At 44.6% G+C, this 15,381-nt stretch carries 14 protein-coding genes and 1 pseudogene; 8 read left to right on the top strand and 7 right to left on the bottom strand.

All coding sequences use genetic code 11. The annotated features are described in order from the left end of the window. Positions 1-20: 20 nt before the first annotated feature. Positions 21-359: a 4a-hydroxytetrahydrobiopterin dehydratase gene (locus R8O10_RS11605; RefSeq protein WP_005375563.1), complete on the bottom strand. Its 339-nt coding sequence runs from the start codon at positions 357-359 to the stop codon at positions 21-23. Continuing rightward, the gene (gene phhA, locus R8O10_RS11600) at positions 349-1,143 is read right to left on the bottom strand and encodes a phenylalanine 4-monooxygenase (protein WP_318191423.1); all 795 of its coding nucleotides are present in this window, start codon (positions 1,141-1,143) and stop codon (positions 349-351) included. The genes R8O10_RS11605 and phhA overlap by 11 nt, the downstream gene beginning before the upstream one ends. A 222-nt stretch (positions 1,144-1,365) precedes the next feature. On the opposite strand from phhA, the pseudogene R8O10_RS11595 reads away from it, so the two are divergent. Further along, positions 1,366-3,338 (top strand): annotated as a pseudogene (locus R8O10_RS11595) (acetoacetate--CoA ligase). A 149-nt stretch (positions 3,339-3,487) separates the two neighbouring features. On the opposite strand, the gene R8O10_RS11590 reads toward R8O10_RS11595, so the two are convergent. Continuing rightward, a complete protein-coding gene (locus tag R8O10_RS11590) occupies positions 3,488-4,063 on the bottom strand; it encodes a class I SAM-dependent DNA methyltransferase (protein ID WP_085569285.1) in 576 nt (191 codons plus the stop codon). A gap of 171 nt (positions 4,064-4,234) precedes the next feature. Between R8O10_RS11590 and R8O10_RS11585 the strand changes: the two genes are divergently transcribed. Continuing rightward, positions 4,235-5,113, top strand: a complete 879-nt coding sequence (locus R8O10_RS11585; RefSeq protein WP_005375568.1) for a LysR family transcriptional regulator — start codon at positions 4,235-4,237, stop codon at positions 5,111-5,113. A 176-nt stretch (positions 5,114-5,289) separates the two neighbouring features. Further along, entirely contained in the window at positions 5,290-6,183 is an 894-nt protein-coding gene (locus tag R8O10_RS11580; protein ID WP_005389400.1) for a cation diffusion facilitator family transporter, read from the top strand. Between the two features lie 151 nt (positions 6,184-6,334). Here R8O10_RS11580 and yddG read toward each other — a convergent pair whose 3' ends face one another. Next, positions 6,335-7,237, bottom strand: coding sequence for an aromatic amino acid DMT transporter YddG (yddG, locus tag R8O10_RS11575; protein ID WP_005389394.1), 903 nt, complete (start codon positions 7,235-7,237; stop codon positions 6,335-6,337). A gap of 120 nt (positions 7,238-7,357) precedes the next feature. Between yddG and R8O10_RS11570 the strand changes: the two genes are divergently transcribed. The 5 genes from R8O10_RS11570 (at position 7,358) to R8O10_RS11550 (ending at position 11,635) form a co-directional block, all read left to right on the top strand. Further along, positions 7,358-7,507 (top strand): hypothetical protein, encoded by a 150-nt coding sequence (locus tag R8O10_RS11570; protein WP_017634379.1) that lies wholly within the window; start codon positions 7,358-7,360, stop codon positions 7,505-7,507. 12 nt (positions 7,508-7,519) lie between these two features. Next, a complete protein-coding gene (elbB, locus tag R8O10_RS11565) occupies positions 7,520-8,170 on the top strand; it encodes an isoprenoid biosynthesis glyoxalase ElbB (RefSeq protein WP_017634378.1) in 651 nt (216 codons plus the stop codon). Positions 8,171-8,503: 333 nt separating this feature from the next. Next, positions 8,504-9,652 carry an L-threonine dehydrogenase gene (gene yiaY, locus R8O10_RS11560; RefSeq protein ID WP_005388247.1) on the top strand — a complete coding sequence of 383 codons (1,149 nt, stop codon included), beginning with the start codon at positions 8,504-8,506 and terminating at the stop codon, positions 9,650-9,652. A gap of 149 nt (positions 9,653-9,801) precedes the next feature. Then, entirely contained in the window at positions 9,802-10,878 is a 1,077-nt protein-coding gene (locus R8O10_RS11555) for a PQQ-dependent sugar dehydrogenase (RefSeq protein WP_318191422.1), read from the top strand. A gap of 142 nt (positions 10,879-11,020) precedes the next feature. Next, entirely contained in the window at positions 11,021-11,635 is a 615-nt protein-coding gene (locus tag R8O10_RS11550; protein WP_021707668.1) for an HAD family hydrolase, read from the top strand. Between the two features lie 108 nt (positions 11,636-11,743). On the opposite strand, the gene R8O10_RS11545 is transcribed toward R8O10_RS11550, so the two are convergent. The 3 genes from R8O10_RS11545 to R8O10_RS11535 form a co-directional block, all read right to left on the bottom strand. Continuing rightward, positions 11,744-12,223 (bottom strand): Dps family protein, encoded by a 480-nt coding sequence (locus R8O10_RS11545; RefSeq protein WP_033906834.1) that lies wholly within the window; start codon positions 12,221-12,223, stop codon positions 11,744-11,746. 300 nt (positions 12,224-12,523) lie between these two features. Beyond that, on the bottom strand, positions 12,524-14,524 hold the full coding sequence (locus tag R8O10_RS11540; RefSeq protein ID WP_262649351.1) for a methyl-accepting chemotaxis protein: 2,001 nt from the start codon (positions 14,522-14,524) through the stop codon (positions 12,524-12,526). Between the two features lie 121 nt (positions 14,525-14,645). Further along, positions 14,646-14,999 carry a hypothetical protein gene (locus tag R8O10_RS11535; RefSeq protein WP_005375589.1) on the bottom strand — a complete coding sequence of 118 codons (354 nt, stop codon included), beginning with the start codon at positions 14,997-14,999 and terminating at the stop codon, positions 14,646-14,648. Positions 15,000-15,381 lie beyond the last annotated feature (382 nt).

The following is a 15,381-nucleotide window of genomic DNA, read 5'->3' as shown; positions in this document are numbered from 1 at the left end:
TTTTTGTATGAGGTAATGTCCTACTCTGCCGATGCTAGCGCGTCACACTTTGATGCGCAGATAAAATCGTTTTTATGCAGACCTTTGATAGAGTGACTCCACCACGTTACGGTAACCTTACCCCACTCCAACAAAATAGAAGGATGGTGGAACTCATCTTCTGCCAGTTCCGCGATTTTGTTACTGAAAGCCCATGCTTGTTTGAAGTTCTTAAATTTATACACCTTTTCTAGTTGAGGTATGTCTTCTCTTTCAATGATCTGCCAATCAGACAATTGCAGCAGCAGAGATTGTTGTTCTTCTTTGCTTAGTGCAATGGCATCGATACTACAAGCTTCGCATTTTTGTTCATTCAACATGAGCAGGTTCCTTTGGTTCAAAAAGTGGAGGAAGCAGTCCAGCTTCAATCGCTAGATCGGCTTGTTTCAATAAATTTAACTGACTGATTTTAAAGAGCTGAGAAAAGTCATCAATCACGTAATACTTCGGTTGCATGATGTCGATACGATAAGGCGTTCTCAGCACTGTTTGTAATTCAAATGGGTCGCGAATTGCTGCATCACTCTCTAATGCGTAGAGGGTTTCGCCAGGAGATGAGAGAATACCACCACCGTAAATTTTGGTTTTGTCCCCTTCTTTCACCAAGCCAAACTCTACGGTAAACCAGTAGAGGCGAGCGAGATAGGCTCTTTGTTTTGGGGTAGCGGCTTGCCCTAGTTGACCATAATGCTCGGTAAATGCAGCAAAGTCTGGGTTGATTAACATCGCGCAATGACCAAATATTTCGTGGAAGAAATCTGGCTCCTGTAAGTAATCGAACTCATCTCTTGTACGCAAGAATGTGGCGACTGGAAAGCGCTTATTACCGAGTAGATTAAAAAATCGGTCGAAATCAATAAGCGCGGGAACGGGCTCCACTTGCCAACCTGTTGTCTCCATCAAGACACGATTAATTTCTGGTAACTGAGGAACGCGGTCTTGAGGTAAATCAAGCAGCGTCAAACCGTGTAAATAAGCCTCACAAGCTCTGTTTTGGATCACACCCATTTGTCGTGTTACCAAATCTCGCCAAATGGCGTCTTCTTCACGGCTCCATTCAACCCTGCCTTCCTGGTTTACGGGTTTAGAACGATACTGCGTCATGGCTCATCTCCATTAACAAATCCTTTACATTAAGCCTATCTGTAGTCTTAAGAGCTTCCAATCCCTGCGCGATTTTCTCAGCACCATCCCGATGTAACATATTGTTTACAATGCATCGTAACTGCATGATTTTTATAACACGATATAATCTCTGGCTTGTTTGACTTTATCGTGTATTCCTCTCAAACTAAAACCTGTTATCACTTTGTTATAGAGGGACCTATGCGCGAGAGCAGCAAAGTATGGCACCCGAGCGAAAGTCGTATCGAAGAAGCCAACATTACACAGTTTATTGAACACATTAATCGACAAGGAAATACCCTTGAAAGCTTCGCTGATCTGCATCAATGGTCACTCGATCATGTAGAAAAATTTTGGCAGGAAGTTTGGCTATTCTGCGACGTCATTGGCACTCAGGGAGAGACCATAAAAGAGCGAGCAGAAAGTCGCTGGCAGCAACCTGTTGAAAATAGGGATATAAATGGTTCCCAAACGCGCAAATTAACTACGCCGAAAATTTGCTAACCTACGCGTGTCACCAACCCGATGATCTCGCGATTTGGTTTGAAAATGAACGTGAAGAAAAACAGACCTACACCTGGAAACAATTGTGCGAAGAAGTTTCGAGTGTGCAGCAATGGTTGAAAGAATGTGGAATTAAGCAAGGTGATGTCGTCGCTGGTTATTTACCTCACCTACCTCAAACGGTGATAGCTATGCTAGCAACCACCAGTTTAGGGGCGACCTGGACTTCCACCTCACCTGATTTTGGCGTCGAAAGCGTTTTGGAGCGCTTTGGTCAAGTGAAACCCAAAATCCTGTTTACTTGTGATGGCTATACATTCAATGGCAAAACTTTCGATATGTCTGAGAAAAACCAGCATATTACGGATCATCTTGATGGTCTTAAACAAGTTTGCCAAATTAGCTACCTTAAACCACACATTTTTGAATGCGATGTCTGCACCCAAGATTGGCAAAACGTCCTGAATCAATACACACCCGAAGCGCTGACTTTTACTCGTGTGAATTTTAACGATCCGCTATTTGTGCTCTATTCTTCAGGCACAACAGGCAAACCGAAATGCATCGTTCATTCCGTCGGCGGAACGGTGCTTAATCACTTGAAAGAGCATCAACTGCATTGCGATATTCAACCGAACGACCGAGTGTTTTACTACACAACCTGCGGCTGGATGATGTGGAACTGGCACGTTTCTTCACTCGCGAGCGGTGCATGTTTGGTGATTTTTGATGGTAGCCCTGTTTACCCTACTCATAATGTGCTCTGGGACCTCGCAGAACAAGCCGAAGTGACGCTATTTGGAACCTCAGCAAAATACCTAGAGGCGCTGGAAAAAGCATCTTTTTCTCCGCAGAAAAGTGATGCATTTTCAAGTCTGAAAACCATTTGTTCGACTGGCTCTGTTCTGTATCCAGAACAGTTTGATTATGTCTATCAGCACATTAAAGAAGATGTACACCTCGCCTCGATTTCTGGCGGAACAGACATTTGTGGCTGCTTTGTATTAGGCAACCCTATTTCTCCCGTTTATCGGGGAGAGTGCCAATCAGCAGGGTTAGGGGTCGATGTCCGAGTCTTTAACCCACAAGGTAATAGCGTAATGGGAGAGCGCGGTGAGTTGGTTTGTGCCAATTCATTACCCAACTTCCCTGCTGGCTTTTGGAACGACACCGGTGAGAGATATCATCGCGCTTATTGGGATAAATTCGACAATATTTGGCACCACGGCGATGATGTTGAACAGACCAGCGTTGGGGGATACGTGTTTTATGGTCGAAGTGATACCACGTTGAATCCCGGTGGCGTAAGAATCGGCACGGCCGAAATCTATCAGCAAGTGAACTGTATAGACGGTATTCTAGATTCGATCGCAGTAGGAAAAGAAGTCGATCGCAACGAACAAATATGGCTGTTTGTCCAATTAGTCAAAGGGGTAGAGCTCAATGACGAGATGATCGCTTCCATCAAAGCACAGCTAAAGTCTGCATGTTCTCCAAGGCATGTACCTAGTGCGATTTACGCAATAAGCGATATACCTAAGACACGCTCAGGAAAGCTGGTCGAGTTAGCCGTTAAGCAAGTCGTTAACAACCGAAACGTCGAAAATTTAGGCGCAATAGCCAACCCTGAAGTGCTGGAGGAGATACGCAGGATAATCGTCTCAAAATAACCTCCGAAGACTAAGTTGTTCGAGTATGTCCTTGCCTGCACCACGACGACTTGTTTAGAGCAAGTGAAGTTACACATACCCTCAGCAGATAAGAAAAAAGCGAGCTTGTTAGCTCGCTTTTGTCATTTTTTGTTCTTTATACAGCGGTATTAGCGACGACCAAGCCCCATTAATACCGACATTGTTTTACCATCAGATGTAATGTCAAAAACGTGTTGCGATTCAACTTCAGTAAAACCCGCTTCTTTCAGTGCACGCTCAGACTTCGCAAGGGTAAAACCGTCTTGTTCAGATTCTGCAATCCAATCAAAATGAACAAAATAGCCGCCGTGGTTAAGTAGAGAATGCGAGATCGTCAATGACGCGTCTAAGTCTTCCACGAACGCTAAAACTGATGATGCAACCACCAAGTCGAACTGTCCACGAAACGCAGGGTGCTGAGCAACCAAGCCGCGAGATAATGCATCTACCACAGGTTCTACGTTGACGAGCTCTTTTTTATCGAGTTCCTCAATCATGGCTTCCGATGCGTCTAATGCTACGATGTCTTTAACCATCGGTGACAATCGTTGACTTAACTGCCCTGTTCCGCATCCAAAATCTAGTACTTTAATGCCATCAAGCTGAGTTAGCTGTTGTAACTGCTCAAACACCGACTGCGCAAATTGCTCTGTTGCTGGATTTGATTCCCAGTTTTTTGCTAAGCCGTCCCAATCTTGTGCCATCGTGGCCTCCATGTTCACTTTTTGTAACCCACATAGATTACCGCAAAACCGTTAAAAGACCATAGACTTATCTGGCGGATTCGCGTTTTTTTCGATAATCTTTCATGGCTTTGGGAGCGCATCTGCATAATACCCAAATTATTTGAATTCATTTATTGGTTGTGTCAAATCATGAACTTAACTCAAGTAGAAGCCTTCTGCACCATCGCTGAGTGTGGTTCTGTTTCTGAAGCGGCAAGGCAACTCGACTGCAATCGTACCAAACTCAGTATGTCGATTAAGGCATTAGAGAAAGACCTCGACGTTGAATTGTTTAACCGAACTGGCAACCAGCTCACCCTCTCTGAAGCTGGGAAAGCCATTTACAAAGATTGCGAACACCTACTTATCATCGCACAACGGGTCAGAAAGACCTGCGCTCAAATCTCGGAAGGGTTTAACGCGGAAGTTTGGGTAGCACGTGACGACTCCTTACCTGATGATCTCTGGCAAGAACTATCTCATACATTGAATAACCGCTTTCCTTCAACAACCTTCAACTTAATCTTGGCATCCAGTGGCGACTTAGCCAACTTGGTCAGTACCCACCAAGTAGATTTTGCTTTCGGTGTTGATTATGAGCGAGTAGACGATCCTCGTATCGTATATAACCCGTTAGGCAAGATACGTATGATGTCAGTATGCAGTGTAGAACACCGCCTAAGTAAGATGCGCCGTGTCTCAGACGAAGATCTACGTAGTCAAATGCAAGCACTAATGGTGTACCTAAATGAGAAAGACAACCCTGAACTGCAACCTTTCTCGACTCGATATATTGGTTTTTCGAGTTTTGACTACATGCTGAACACCATCTTAGAAGAAGACGCTTGGGGCGTGCTTCCTGAACCATTAATCCGCCATTACCTTCGTCAGCAGAAGCTCGCCGTTATCAAACACACATACGGATTGACGCAAGAAGACTACTGTATGTTTTCACCTAACGGCCATACTGAGCATCCTGCAATGACGTGGTTAGCAGATAAATTGAGCGAGTATTTATTTGACTTCTAAACATTTTATCAGTGAGCGTCAATTTTACTGACACCAAAAAACCACAGTAAGCCGTTGTTTTATAAGAACATAAATAAAAGCGCAATTTTTTAGATTAGTTACTGGTCACTTTGTGGTTGCCTAAATTACCTTATGAGCGAAGAATAGTAAGGTATTAAAATTCAAAGGCATCTTTTATGTGTGACAGGACAAGCAAAAACGAAAACCGTATTCTAACCATTTCAGCCCTTTTGGCATCTGGGTTCGCTGCTGGTGGTATGGTACTTGGCTTGCTTGTAGGCTCAATTGTCATCGTGTTTGACGGTGTTTACTCTTTGGTCAGCTTACTGTTAACTTTATTGTCACTGGCCGCTTCTTACTATATTAACAAACCTTCAAAATCTGTATTCCCATTTGGAAAAGCGGTCTTAGAACCAATCGTTATTGCGATAAAAGCAGCCGTCATTTTAGTGGTTGTAAGCTTCTCTCTCTACTCTGCGATATCAGCATTGATGTCTGGAGGTCGTGAGGTCGATGCTTCTATTGCGACCTTATTCGGCATCGTGAATGTTATCGGCTGTGGTTACGCTTGGTGGTTTATGGCGAAACGCAGCCGCCGCTTCTCATCAGGCTTGATTGAAGCGGAGAAAAAACAGTGGCAAATGGATACTCTGCTAAGTGTGGCGGTGACCGTAGGATTTATCTCAGCTTGGGCTGTTTCACTAACGCCATTCTCTGAGTATGCGGTATATGCCGATCCCATGATGATGGTTTTAATGGGCTTTTACTTCCTCAAAGTACCGTTCGATATGCTAGTAGGTGCCTTACGTGAACTACTAATGATGACACCAAGCAAAGAGCTGTGTCAGAGCGTTGGCAAAGATGTTCTTGAGATTGAAAAAGTAACTGAGCATCAATTGAAACTGGCTGGCGTAACGAAGGTGGGCCAAGAGCTACGAGTAAATGTGGACGTACATATTGATGACGACACATTGGAGCTTGATACACTAGAGCACACTCGTAAGCAGCTTATCAAGCGACTGTCGAAGCACAGATTCAAGCTTCAACTACACTTGAACGTCGCTTATTAGAGTGCCACCAAAGAGCCGTTAAAACTCAATAAAAAGCTCCCAATCTCGGGAGCTTTTTTAATTTTTTCGATTTAGTTTCTTCGTATTCGAATACAGCTCGCAAGGGAGATCTGTTCGTTGCTCACTTAAATTCTCTGATCTCGTTGGTAACTTACCCAGCCGCTTCGCGCTTCTCTTTGGTGACTAACCAACACATCAGCGAGCCCACCGTTACCATCACAACGCCCTGCCAAAAGCTATGGCTCAGAGTTACGCCAAGAATAATGGAAGAAAATAAAGCGGAAAAAATGGGTGTGAAGTAAGACAAGGTGGCGAGAAAAACCATATTGCCGCCAACGATCGCGATATTCCATAAACCATAACCACCAGCCATTAAAGCCGCAGAGGCCACTAAGTACCCCATCGCTTCCCAACTGAATGTCATTGGTGGCTCATCCGTAAACGCGTATTTGACCCAAAGCGAAACAGCTGTTGCAATAAAAAACAGGGTAATCGCATTATGTTTAGATTGCTGCCTTTGGGTTAAGTTGCAATAAAAAGCCCATATAACCGCGCCAGCGAAAGCCATAAAATACACCAGAGGGTTACTACTAACATTGGACATGATCTGAGTTATGGATAAGCCATTCTCACCGCTCACAGTCCAAGCAACCCCAACAAACGCCAGCGTAACTGCGGGATAAAGCAACCAGTTTGTTTTTTTATTGCTGCCAAGGACCGCAAATAAAACCGTCAGTGCGGGCCAAAGGTAATTGACAATCGACACCTCAATTGCCTGCGCGCGCGAGTTGGAATATCCCAAAGATAGAGCGAGAAATATTTCATAACAGACGAACATCGCACCACCAAGCGCAAGATACTTGGGAGAAAAGTAAGACAACTTTGGAATACCGACCACGATAAGAAGGAAAACAGAGCTAAGAGAGTACAACATGGCTGCCCCGCCTACAGGACCTAAACTCTCCGTAACCAACCTCGCGATGCCAAGCAGACAACTCCAAGAGAGAATCGCGATACAACCATAAAGTGTGAAACGAAATTGCACTGATTTCATGTGACCTACCACTCACGAATGCCAAAGGAAACGTCAGCTTAACTCAAAAATGATCAGGTTCAACGTACTGTTTTATAAAAATCAGTATAAAAATCATTCTATTAAGCCGTTGGAGTCGATATGAAACATTTTCTGCCCTCTAGTGTTATGCTTACACCCTTTGTTGTGCGCTACTATGATGAAGATGACAACGAGAGTGAAAACGTTAAAACACATTCGGAAACGCATGGTCTAGATAGCGAAGAGCAATCTAAGGAACGTTCAGAGTAAAGGAATCCAAACATGAAAAAAGTCGCAGTCATTTTAAGTGGTTCAGGCGTTTACGACGGTTCTGAGATCCACGAAGCAGTGTTGGCGCTCTACGCCATCGAGAAGGCAGGTGCAACTTGGCACTGCTTTGCACCTAACATTGACCAACTCCACGTCATCAATCACCTAACTGGTGACGAAATGGATGAAACACGTAACGTATTGATCGAATCAGCTCGTATTGCACGCGGAAATATTGACGATGTCGCCAAACTTAACGTCGATGAATACGATGCCCTACTGCTTCCAGGTGGGTTTGGTGCCGCGAAAAACTTAACCGACTTCGCTGTTTCGGGTGCGGAGTGCTCCATTAACACACACGTAGCTCAAGCTTGTCGCGCGTTTGCTAATGCGAAAAAACCAGCTGGCTATCTGTGTATTTCTCCTGTCATTATTCCGATGATTTATGAGCAAGGCGTGAAAGGAACGGTAGGCAACGATGAGGCAGTCTCAATAGCATTTAATCAAATGGGCGGTGAACACACCACGTGCCCTGTCGAAGACATCGTTTTTGATGAAAAACACCTCGTACTTTCAACCCCTGCTTACATGTTGGCAGAGAATATCTCTCAAGCGGCTTCAGGTATCGAAAAGTTAGTATCAAAACTGATTAAAATAGCTTAATTATTAGTAGTTAGCTTATAAAACACTTCCCTATCCCCATTGATAATTAAGTTATTAATGGGGATTTTTTATACTTTAGTCGAATTTAGAGATATATCCGCGTCAGAAGTCAATTTCTGCCAATCGTTTGCGTCCATAGTTTCATATTTGTTCTACTTTATATCAGTGTTGCACTTATACGCAGTGCAACAAGATCACTGTCACAGTTTTTCTCTTGCAAGTACCTCTAAGTAGGTAAACTTGCTTCAGATCAACTTCAATCTGGAAACGAATGTGCGACAGTAAATGGCAAATTAAGAAAGATTATTAAAAATAACGACGGAGCAATCCAATATGACAAGTGCATTTTTTATCCCTACCGTAAACCTAATGGGCGCTGGTTGTCTGAAAGACGCAGCAGACAGCATCCAATCTCAAGGCTTTAAAAAAGGTTTGATTGTTACGGATAAGATCCTTAACCAAATCGGTGTAGTCAAACAAGTTCAAGACCTTCTCACTGAGCGCGATGTAGCAACCGTTGTGTTTGATGGCACTCAACCAAATCCAACTATCAGCAACGTTAACGACGGCTTAGCACTTCTTACTGATAACGAATGTGACTTCGTTATCTCTCTAGGCGGCGGTTCACCACACGACTGTGCGAAAGGTATCGCGCTTGTTGCTTCTAACGGCGGCAAAATCGCAGATTACGAAGGCGTAGACCAATCTGCAAAACCAATGATGCCACTTATCGCGATCAACACGACGGCGGGTACTGCATCTGAAATGACGCGTTTCTGCATCATCACTGACGAAGAGCGTCACATTAAGATGGCTATCGTTGATAAGCACACAACACCGCTTATCTCGGTAAACGATCCAGAGCTAATGCTCGCTAAACCTGCTTCGCTAACTGCGGCAACAGGTATGGATGCCCTAACTCACGCGATTGAAGCTTACGTATCTATCGCGGCAACACCAATCACTGATGCAGTAGCAATCAAAGCGATTGAGCTTATCCAAGCTTACCTACGCACAGCAGTGAAAAACGGTGAAGATCTAGAAGCTCGTGAACAAATGGCATACGCACAGTTCATGGCGGGTATGGCGTTCAACAACGCTTCTCTAGGTTACGTACACGCAATGGCACACCAGCTAGGTGGTTTCTACGACCTTCCACACGGTGTTTGTAACGCGATTCTTCTACCTCACGTACAGCGTTACAACGCGCAAGTATGTCCTGAGCGTCTACGTGACGTAGCAAAAGCAATGGGCGTAAACGTAGAAGGCATGTCTGCTGAAGAAGGTGCAGCGGCAGCAATCGACGCTATCGTTACTCTAGCGAAAGATGTGGGTATCCCAGCAGGTATTAAAGAGCTTGGTGCGAAACTAGAAGACATCCCAACACTAGCAGACAACGCACTGAAAGACGCTTGTGGTTTCACTAACCCTAAACAAGCAACTCACGAAGAAATTTCTAAGATCTTCGAAGAAGCGATGTAATCTCGCTAACTAAACAATTCTCTAGCCTTAATTCAATCCCCGATCTCGTATCGGGGATTTTTTACATTCATATACAAGTGAATCTCTGCCAAACATAGTCTTTTAGTGTTAGCTTTTAAGTATTAATACGATTCATATTGGAAGGAACCATGAGAACGATTGCTGCTACCCTACTCGCTTGTTTATCCTGTTCTGCCAACACTGCCGAATACCGCGCCAACGAAGTGGCGAGTGGATTTCAGATCCCTTGGGGGATCGAGTTCTTAGATAATCAACGCGTTATCGTCAATCAAAAGAACGGTACGGTTTCGTTGCTGGATATCACCACAGGCAAACCTCAAAAGCTGTTTAACGTTCCCGATGTGAACACCAGTGGACAAGCCGGCTTATTGGATGTTGCGCTCGCACCGAATGCCGATAAGCAAAACCCGCAACTCTTCTTTACCTACAGCAAGCGTACGAGCAAAGGCAATACGGTGGCGTTAGCGACGGCGCAATTGCAAAACAATCAGCTTGTAGGTTGGAAAGATCTCTTTGTTGCTGATGCCTTCACCGATACAGGTCGCCACTACGGCAGTCGAATTTCATTTGTAGACGATAAAGTTTACTTCTCAATCGGTGACCGTGGCGAACGTGATAATGGACAAGACACTCAAACCCATGCTGGCAGTATTCTACGCCTTAATCTTGATGGTTCGGTTCCGCAAGACAACCCATTCAAACCTTCCGAAGCTCGTCATGAGATATGGAGTTACGGGCACCGTAACCCACAAGGTATGTTTTACGACGAAGCAACAAAACAGCTGTGGTCGATTGAACATGGACCACGGGGTGGCGATGAAATTAATCTAATCAAGAAAGGCGCGAACTACGGCTGGGCAAAAGTCTCTCATGGTAAAGAGTATTGGGGTCCGTTGGACGTCGGGGAAGCTAAGTCGTTACCGGGAATGGAAGATCCAAAACTGGTATACATCCCTTCTATCGCACCAAGTAACATGATTTTGTACCGTGGCGATAAGTACCCTGAATTGGACGGAAAAATCCTCGCCGGTGCATTGAAACTGGCGCACATCAACGTAGTTTCTATTGAGAATGGCAAGCTCACCGAATCAAAAAGATTGATGGAGAATCTTGGTGAGCGAATAAGAGATATAACCATCAGCCCCGATGGTTATATCTACTTTTCTACCGACAGCGGCAAAATCTTTCGTCTTGAGGAAAGGTAATCAAACACTAAAATCGTTAAGACTATTTAATTTGTGACGTACTAGTGATTTATTTTCGTACAATCCAAGCAGAAGAATCTAAACTTAACAATAACCTTTTGTTTTTTAAAACGATAGTTCGGTTAAGTTGTACGAGGTCATTATGATTCCATTCCCTTTACAGCTCGATAAAATTAAAGCCGTGGTGTTTGATTTAGACAACACCTTGGTGAGTTCTGATATGAACTTCGGCGAATTGCGACAACAGCTTGGCTGTCCGCAGAGTGAAGATCTATTGGATTTTGTCGACGCACTTGAGCACCCTCATCATCGAGAGCACGCTCATAACGTGATATTTGATTACGAGATTTCTGATGCTGAGCAGTCTGCTCCAATGATTGGCTGCCATGAATTACTCGCCCACTTGCATCAAAATGAAATCAAAACCGCTATCGTGACGCGCAACTGCCAAATCGCCACGCAGCGCAAACTAGAGCACAACCAAATCTCAGTGGAACGAGTCATCACTCGTGAATGCTTCCCGCCCAAGCCAGACCCATTGTCTTTGCAGGTGTTGGCGAAAGAGTGGCGTTTGATGCCTAATGAAGTGCTTTATGTCGGCGATTACCTTTACGACTTGCAGGCAGCGTATAACGCGCAGATGCCCTCTTGCCTTGTTCATCACGGTAATCAAGAAACCTTCAATGATTCAGCCTCATTGGCGCTTAATGAACTCAGTGATTTATTGAGCCGTTTTGAATCCTTACCACGCAAATAAAGCACACATATAAAATACGCAAACAAAAAAAGGGGCACCAACGTGCCCCTTATGACTTATTCCCGATTGTTTCATGCGTTCCCAAGGATTGCTTGGGTGATGCGCTGCTTAGCCTTGTAGGTAAGCGTTAAGCATCCACATTAATTTTTCTTGCTCACGGATGTAGTCACCCATCAATGCCGCTGTACCTTCGTCATCTGCTTCACCCGCGTTTTGTAGAATCTCACGCTGTTTTAGAAGTAGAACGCTAAAGCCTTGAACCAGACCTTGTACACACTCCTCACCAGAAGTCGCGTTTTGATGTTCTTTAATTTCACTTGCTTCCAAGTAGTTGCTGAATGAGTGCGCTGGCGTATGACCCAAAGTTAGAATACGCTCTGCAAGCTCATCGATTTTTGTTTGTAGATCAGTGTAAATCTCTTCAAATTTTACGTGCAGTTCGAAGAATTGCGCACCTTTAATGTTCCAGTGGTAACCGCGAGAGTTCATGTACAACACTTGGTAATGCGCTAGCAGTTGATTTAACTGTTGAGCTAGTTGTGCTGATTGTTCGCTGTCTAGACCAATTAGGCTTACTTGTTTGTTCATAATGTTGCTCCTAGAAGGATGATACCAATCGTAGTAACGAACTATTCTCTTACCGGGATTGGTATAAAGTTTAAAAATTCTTTTGCAGTATTTGCTGCCGATGGAGTCATATTACGACTCTGACTCGGTGAAGAAAATTTGGTTTTAGCTATGATTTAAATAGCCAAATCCAATGAGCAAGCAGACGAATATCGGCGTATCATCCAACAAAAAGCCCCAATCCTTTTTGTGTAAAAAGAATTGGGGCTTTTTTACTATTTGGTTAACGTTCAAAAGTAGATGAACAGACGTAAACCTTATCTATGCCGTTTTGAAAGTTGCCATCTGTTGATTCAGCTCAGTAACTTGCTCTTTTACTTGCAATGATGTCTCTGATGCACGTTGGCTGTTATTCGAAACCTCATCCACTGATTGAGTTATATCGGACATCAATCCAGTGATCGAGTTGGTCGCATGAGATTGCTGCTCTGCCGCTGCCGCAAGCTCTGCCATTTGTTCATTCAAAGAACCAATTTGTTCAGTAGTGACGAGCAAACGAGTTACCGCTTTTTCAATGTGCTCAGCGCCCTGCTCCGCAAGTGATTGGCTGTGTTCAATCTCCTCAACCACCGAATTGGTCGAGCGTTGAATCGCGTTGATAATGCCGTTGATTTCTGTCGTCGATTGAGTAGTGCGAGTCGCTAACATACGTACTTCATCCGCCACAACTGCAAAGCCTCGTCCTTGGTCGCCCGCACGCGCTGCTTCTATCGCGGCATTCAATGCCAGTAAGTTAGTTTGTTCTGCTAAGCCTTCAATCACCTCTGTAACTCGACCAATGGCTTCGCTCTCTTTGCTTAACTGCGTCACTTGCGTGCTCGCGGTTTCAATGCTGCCATGTAAGCTTTCCATGGTGACTTTGTTTTGCTCTAGTGCATCGCGACCTTGTTCAATCTCGCCTTTTGAATCAGAAAGCTTCTGCACCGATTGGTTGGCTTGATCTAGGGTGTTACGCGCGGCTAAAGCGATTTCATCCAATTGCCTTCCCATTTCAACAATGCTGGTCTGTTGCTGTTCCACATTCGATGAGGTGACTTGCGCCGATTCCAACAAAGCCCCCATGCTGGTATCCACTTGGTGCGCTTTCTCACTCACCCCTGCGACGATGCTCGCTAACGATTGGTTCATGCGGTTAATCGAATCGGTAAGGTCTGCCAATTCATCTTTCCCAACAACAGTGAGCGGAGGCTGAGAAACGTCTCCTGAAGCGATCGTCTTTGCACGCTCCGATAAGTTTTTCACTCGGCGACCAATGGTGTTGCCCATGTATTTTGAAATCGCTACTGCGGCAAACAAAACTAATGCTGCTGCAATCAACATAGTGGTCAGTACGTTCTTGATCGACTGATTAATACCCTGTCCACTTTGATCAGCACGACTTTGCTGAGCCAATACAATCGTTTCTAAACTTTGGTCTAGTGCATCCGCTGCTGGCAACAGTTCATTCGCCATTAACAAGTTTGATTCGTTCCATTCTGGCGATTGACGCAATGCAATCACCTGCTCTGCTAAAGGAAAGTACAGTTGCTGCATTTCTTTAAACAGTGACCACAGTGATTGGTCGTTATCGGTAAGTCTGTCGAGTTTGCTGTCGATTTCCGCCACGGACTGATTGTGGTACTTAATCAAGTCGTGGTATTTGTCCAAATGCTCTTGCTGCCCGTACAACAGGAAATCTCGCAAAGCAGACAGTGCATTGGCAAGGGAGGTATAACTGTCGGCGTAGACTTTAAACAAACGCTTTCTGTCTCCACCAAATGGATTTCCCGACTCTTCATTGATTAAGCTTTGAAGCTGGTCAAGTGCCACTTCTGCAATGGGTGCCGCTTCGTTAATAAAGAGGTTGTGTGCGGGTAAGTTCTCATCACTGTGGCTAAGTTCAATCAGCTTGTTCAAAGAGACTTTTACCGCGTCCCACTGGCTTTGGATCGCTTGAAAATCCTGTTCAGAGATCAACGCCTGCAACGTCGGAAGTGACTCGTCTGTAGATGCCATGATATTGCGTACGTCCTCACTCAGACGTGCACTCGCCTCTTCATCGCCACCTAGCAACATGTAGGCTCGAATCGAGGACAGCGACGCTTGAACGGACTGTTGGATACCGCGACTGGTGTCGACGGTCGGTAAATCGGATTTAAGTAACGAAGAGGCGTATTGCTCTACGGTAGTGACGTTGCGATACGTGAATACCGCTGATGCCATAAAAAGTACGGCTAGCAGCACAAAACTGAGCTGCAACTTCCCTGATATCGTAAGGTTCATCCATAAACTCCTGACAACGATGAGCCTTAAATATAACGATGTTTACAAAAATGTTAAATACGGGTATCAAAAGTTACTAAGAAAACCATGTAAACCACTATTTCAAGCCAAGAAATGGGACTTATTCGAAGTATGGTATGCGCTCACTACGTAAAATCAGATAATTAACGTAAGTGGTTTCTAAGCAGTCTTGCTCCCACAACGAGAGAATCCGCTTGGTGGCAAAGTAGTAATCTTTATTACGCAGTAGCACGCCCACCGTACGGCTGAGCTGCTCAAAGCGCTGTTGCTCATTAGCAGAGATGTAATTGTCTTCATTCTGAATGATGGGCGCCAATCCATCAGCAAACCAATTGTTCAGAATTTCACGCATCTCAAGCTCTGACTCCGGCACATCGATACTCGACAACTCTCGATGCTGTGGTGGTGGCACTATGTACTTCGATGCTTTTGGCGAACTGACATAACGGTACATGTCGCTCCTCCTTGTAAATGACTCTTATACCCAAGTGACTTCAAGATGCAGGATTCAGAGCGTTGTCATTGATTCGGGGTCAAGGAAAACAACGCAGCGTAATAGTCAGCTCTTTCCAAGTTGTTTGACACAGAAACCGAGTCAATGACACGCTCCCGAAGGGCGAGCTGTCTTGGTTTGTATACTTTGTTGTCGATTCTTGATTTAGACCCACTAGACCTTTAAATCGCCGCCGCGTCTACAAACCAAGCCATTCTCGCTGAACCTAACATCTCGAGGTTACTTGGGTATAAACTAGCTAAGAATACTTTTTTCAATTTCCAAGTTTTTTTCTACAGCTCATAGAAAGAAGCCCAACAAAAAAGCCATGCAAAGTAGGCTC

This window comes from Vibrio sp. 1727, assembly GCF_033344415.1.
GTDB classification, from domain to species: Bacteria; Pseudomonadota; Gammaproteobacteria; order Enterobacterales; family Vibrionaceae; genus Vibrio; species Vibrio alginolyticus.
This window is presented reverse-complemented; position numbering and strand designations above follow the sequence as displayed.

Bases quoted from the DNA above. Each gene is read 5' to 3' on its own strand.
- R8O10_RS11605 (WP_005375563.1), bottom strand. From the start codon at position 359: ATGTTGAATGAACAAAAATGCGAAGCTTGTAGTATCGATGCCATTGCA.
- phhA (WP_318191423.1), bottom strand. From the start codon at position 1,143: ATGACGCAGTATCGTTCTAAACCCGTAAACCAGGAAGGCAGGGTTGAA.
- R8O10_RS11590 (WP_085569285.1), bottom strand. From the start codon at position 4,063: ATGGCACAAGATTGGGACGGCTTAGCAAAAAACTGGGAATCAAATCCA.
- R8O10_RS11585 (WP_005375568.1), top strand. From the start codon at position 4,235: ATGAACTTAACTCAAGTAGAAGCCTTCTGCACCATCGCTGAGTGTGGT.
- R8O10_RS11580 (WP_005389400.1), top strand. From the start codon at position 5,290: ATGTGTGACAGGACAAGCAAAAACGAAAACCGTATTCTAACCATTTCA.
- yddG (WP_005389394.1), bottom strand. From the start codon at position 7,237: ATGAAATCAGTGCAATTTCGTTTCACACTTTATGGTTGTATCGCGATT.
- R8O10_RS11570 (WP_017634379.1), top strand. From the start codon at position 7,358: ATGAAACATTTTCTGCCCTCTAGTGTTATGCTTACACCCTTTGTTGTG.
- elbB (WP_017634378.1), top strand. From the start codon at position 7,520: ATGAAAAAAGTCGCAGTCATTTTAAGTGGTTCAGGCGTTTACGACGGT.
- yiaY (WP_005388247.1), top strand. From the start codon at position 8,504: ATGACAAGTGCATTTTTTATCCCTACCGTAAACCTAATGGGCGCTGGT.
- R8O10_RS11555 (WP_318191422.1), top strand. From the start codon at position 9,802: ATGAGAACGATTGCTGCTACCCTACTCGCTTGTTTATCCTGTTCTGCC.
- R8O10_RS11550 (WP_021707668.1), top strand. From the start codon at position 11,021: ATGATTCCATTCCCTTTACAGCTCGATAAAATTAAAGCCGTGGTGTTT.
- R8O10_RS11545 (WP_033906834.1), bottom strand. From the start codon at position 12,223: ATGAACAAACAAGTAAGCCTAATTGGTCTAGACAGCGAACAATCAGCA.
- R8O10_RS11540 (WP_262649351.1), bottom strand. From the start codon at position 14,524: ATGAACCTTACGATATCAGGGAAGTTGCAGCTCAGTTTTGTGCTGCTA.
- R8O10_RS11535 (WP_005375589.1), bottom strand. From the start codon at position 14,999: ATGTACCGTTATGTCAGTTCGCCAAAAGCATCGAAGTACATAGTGCCA.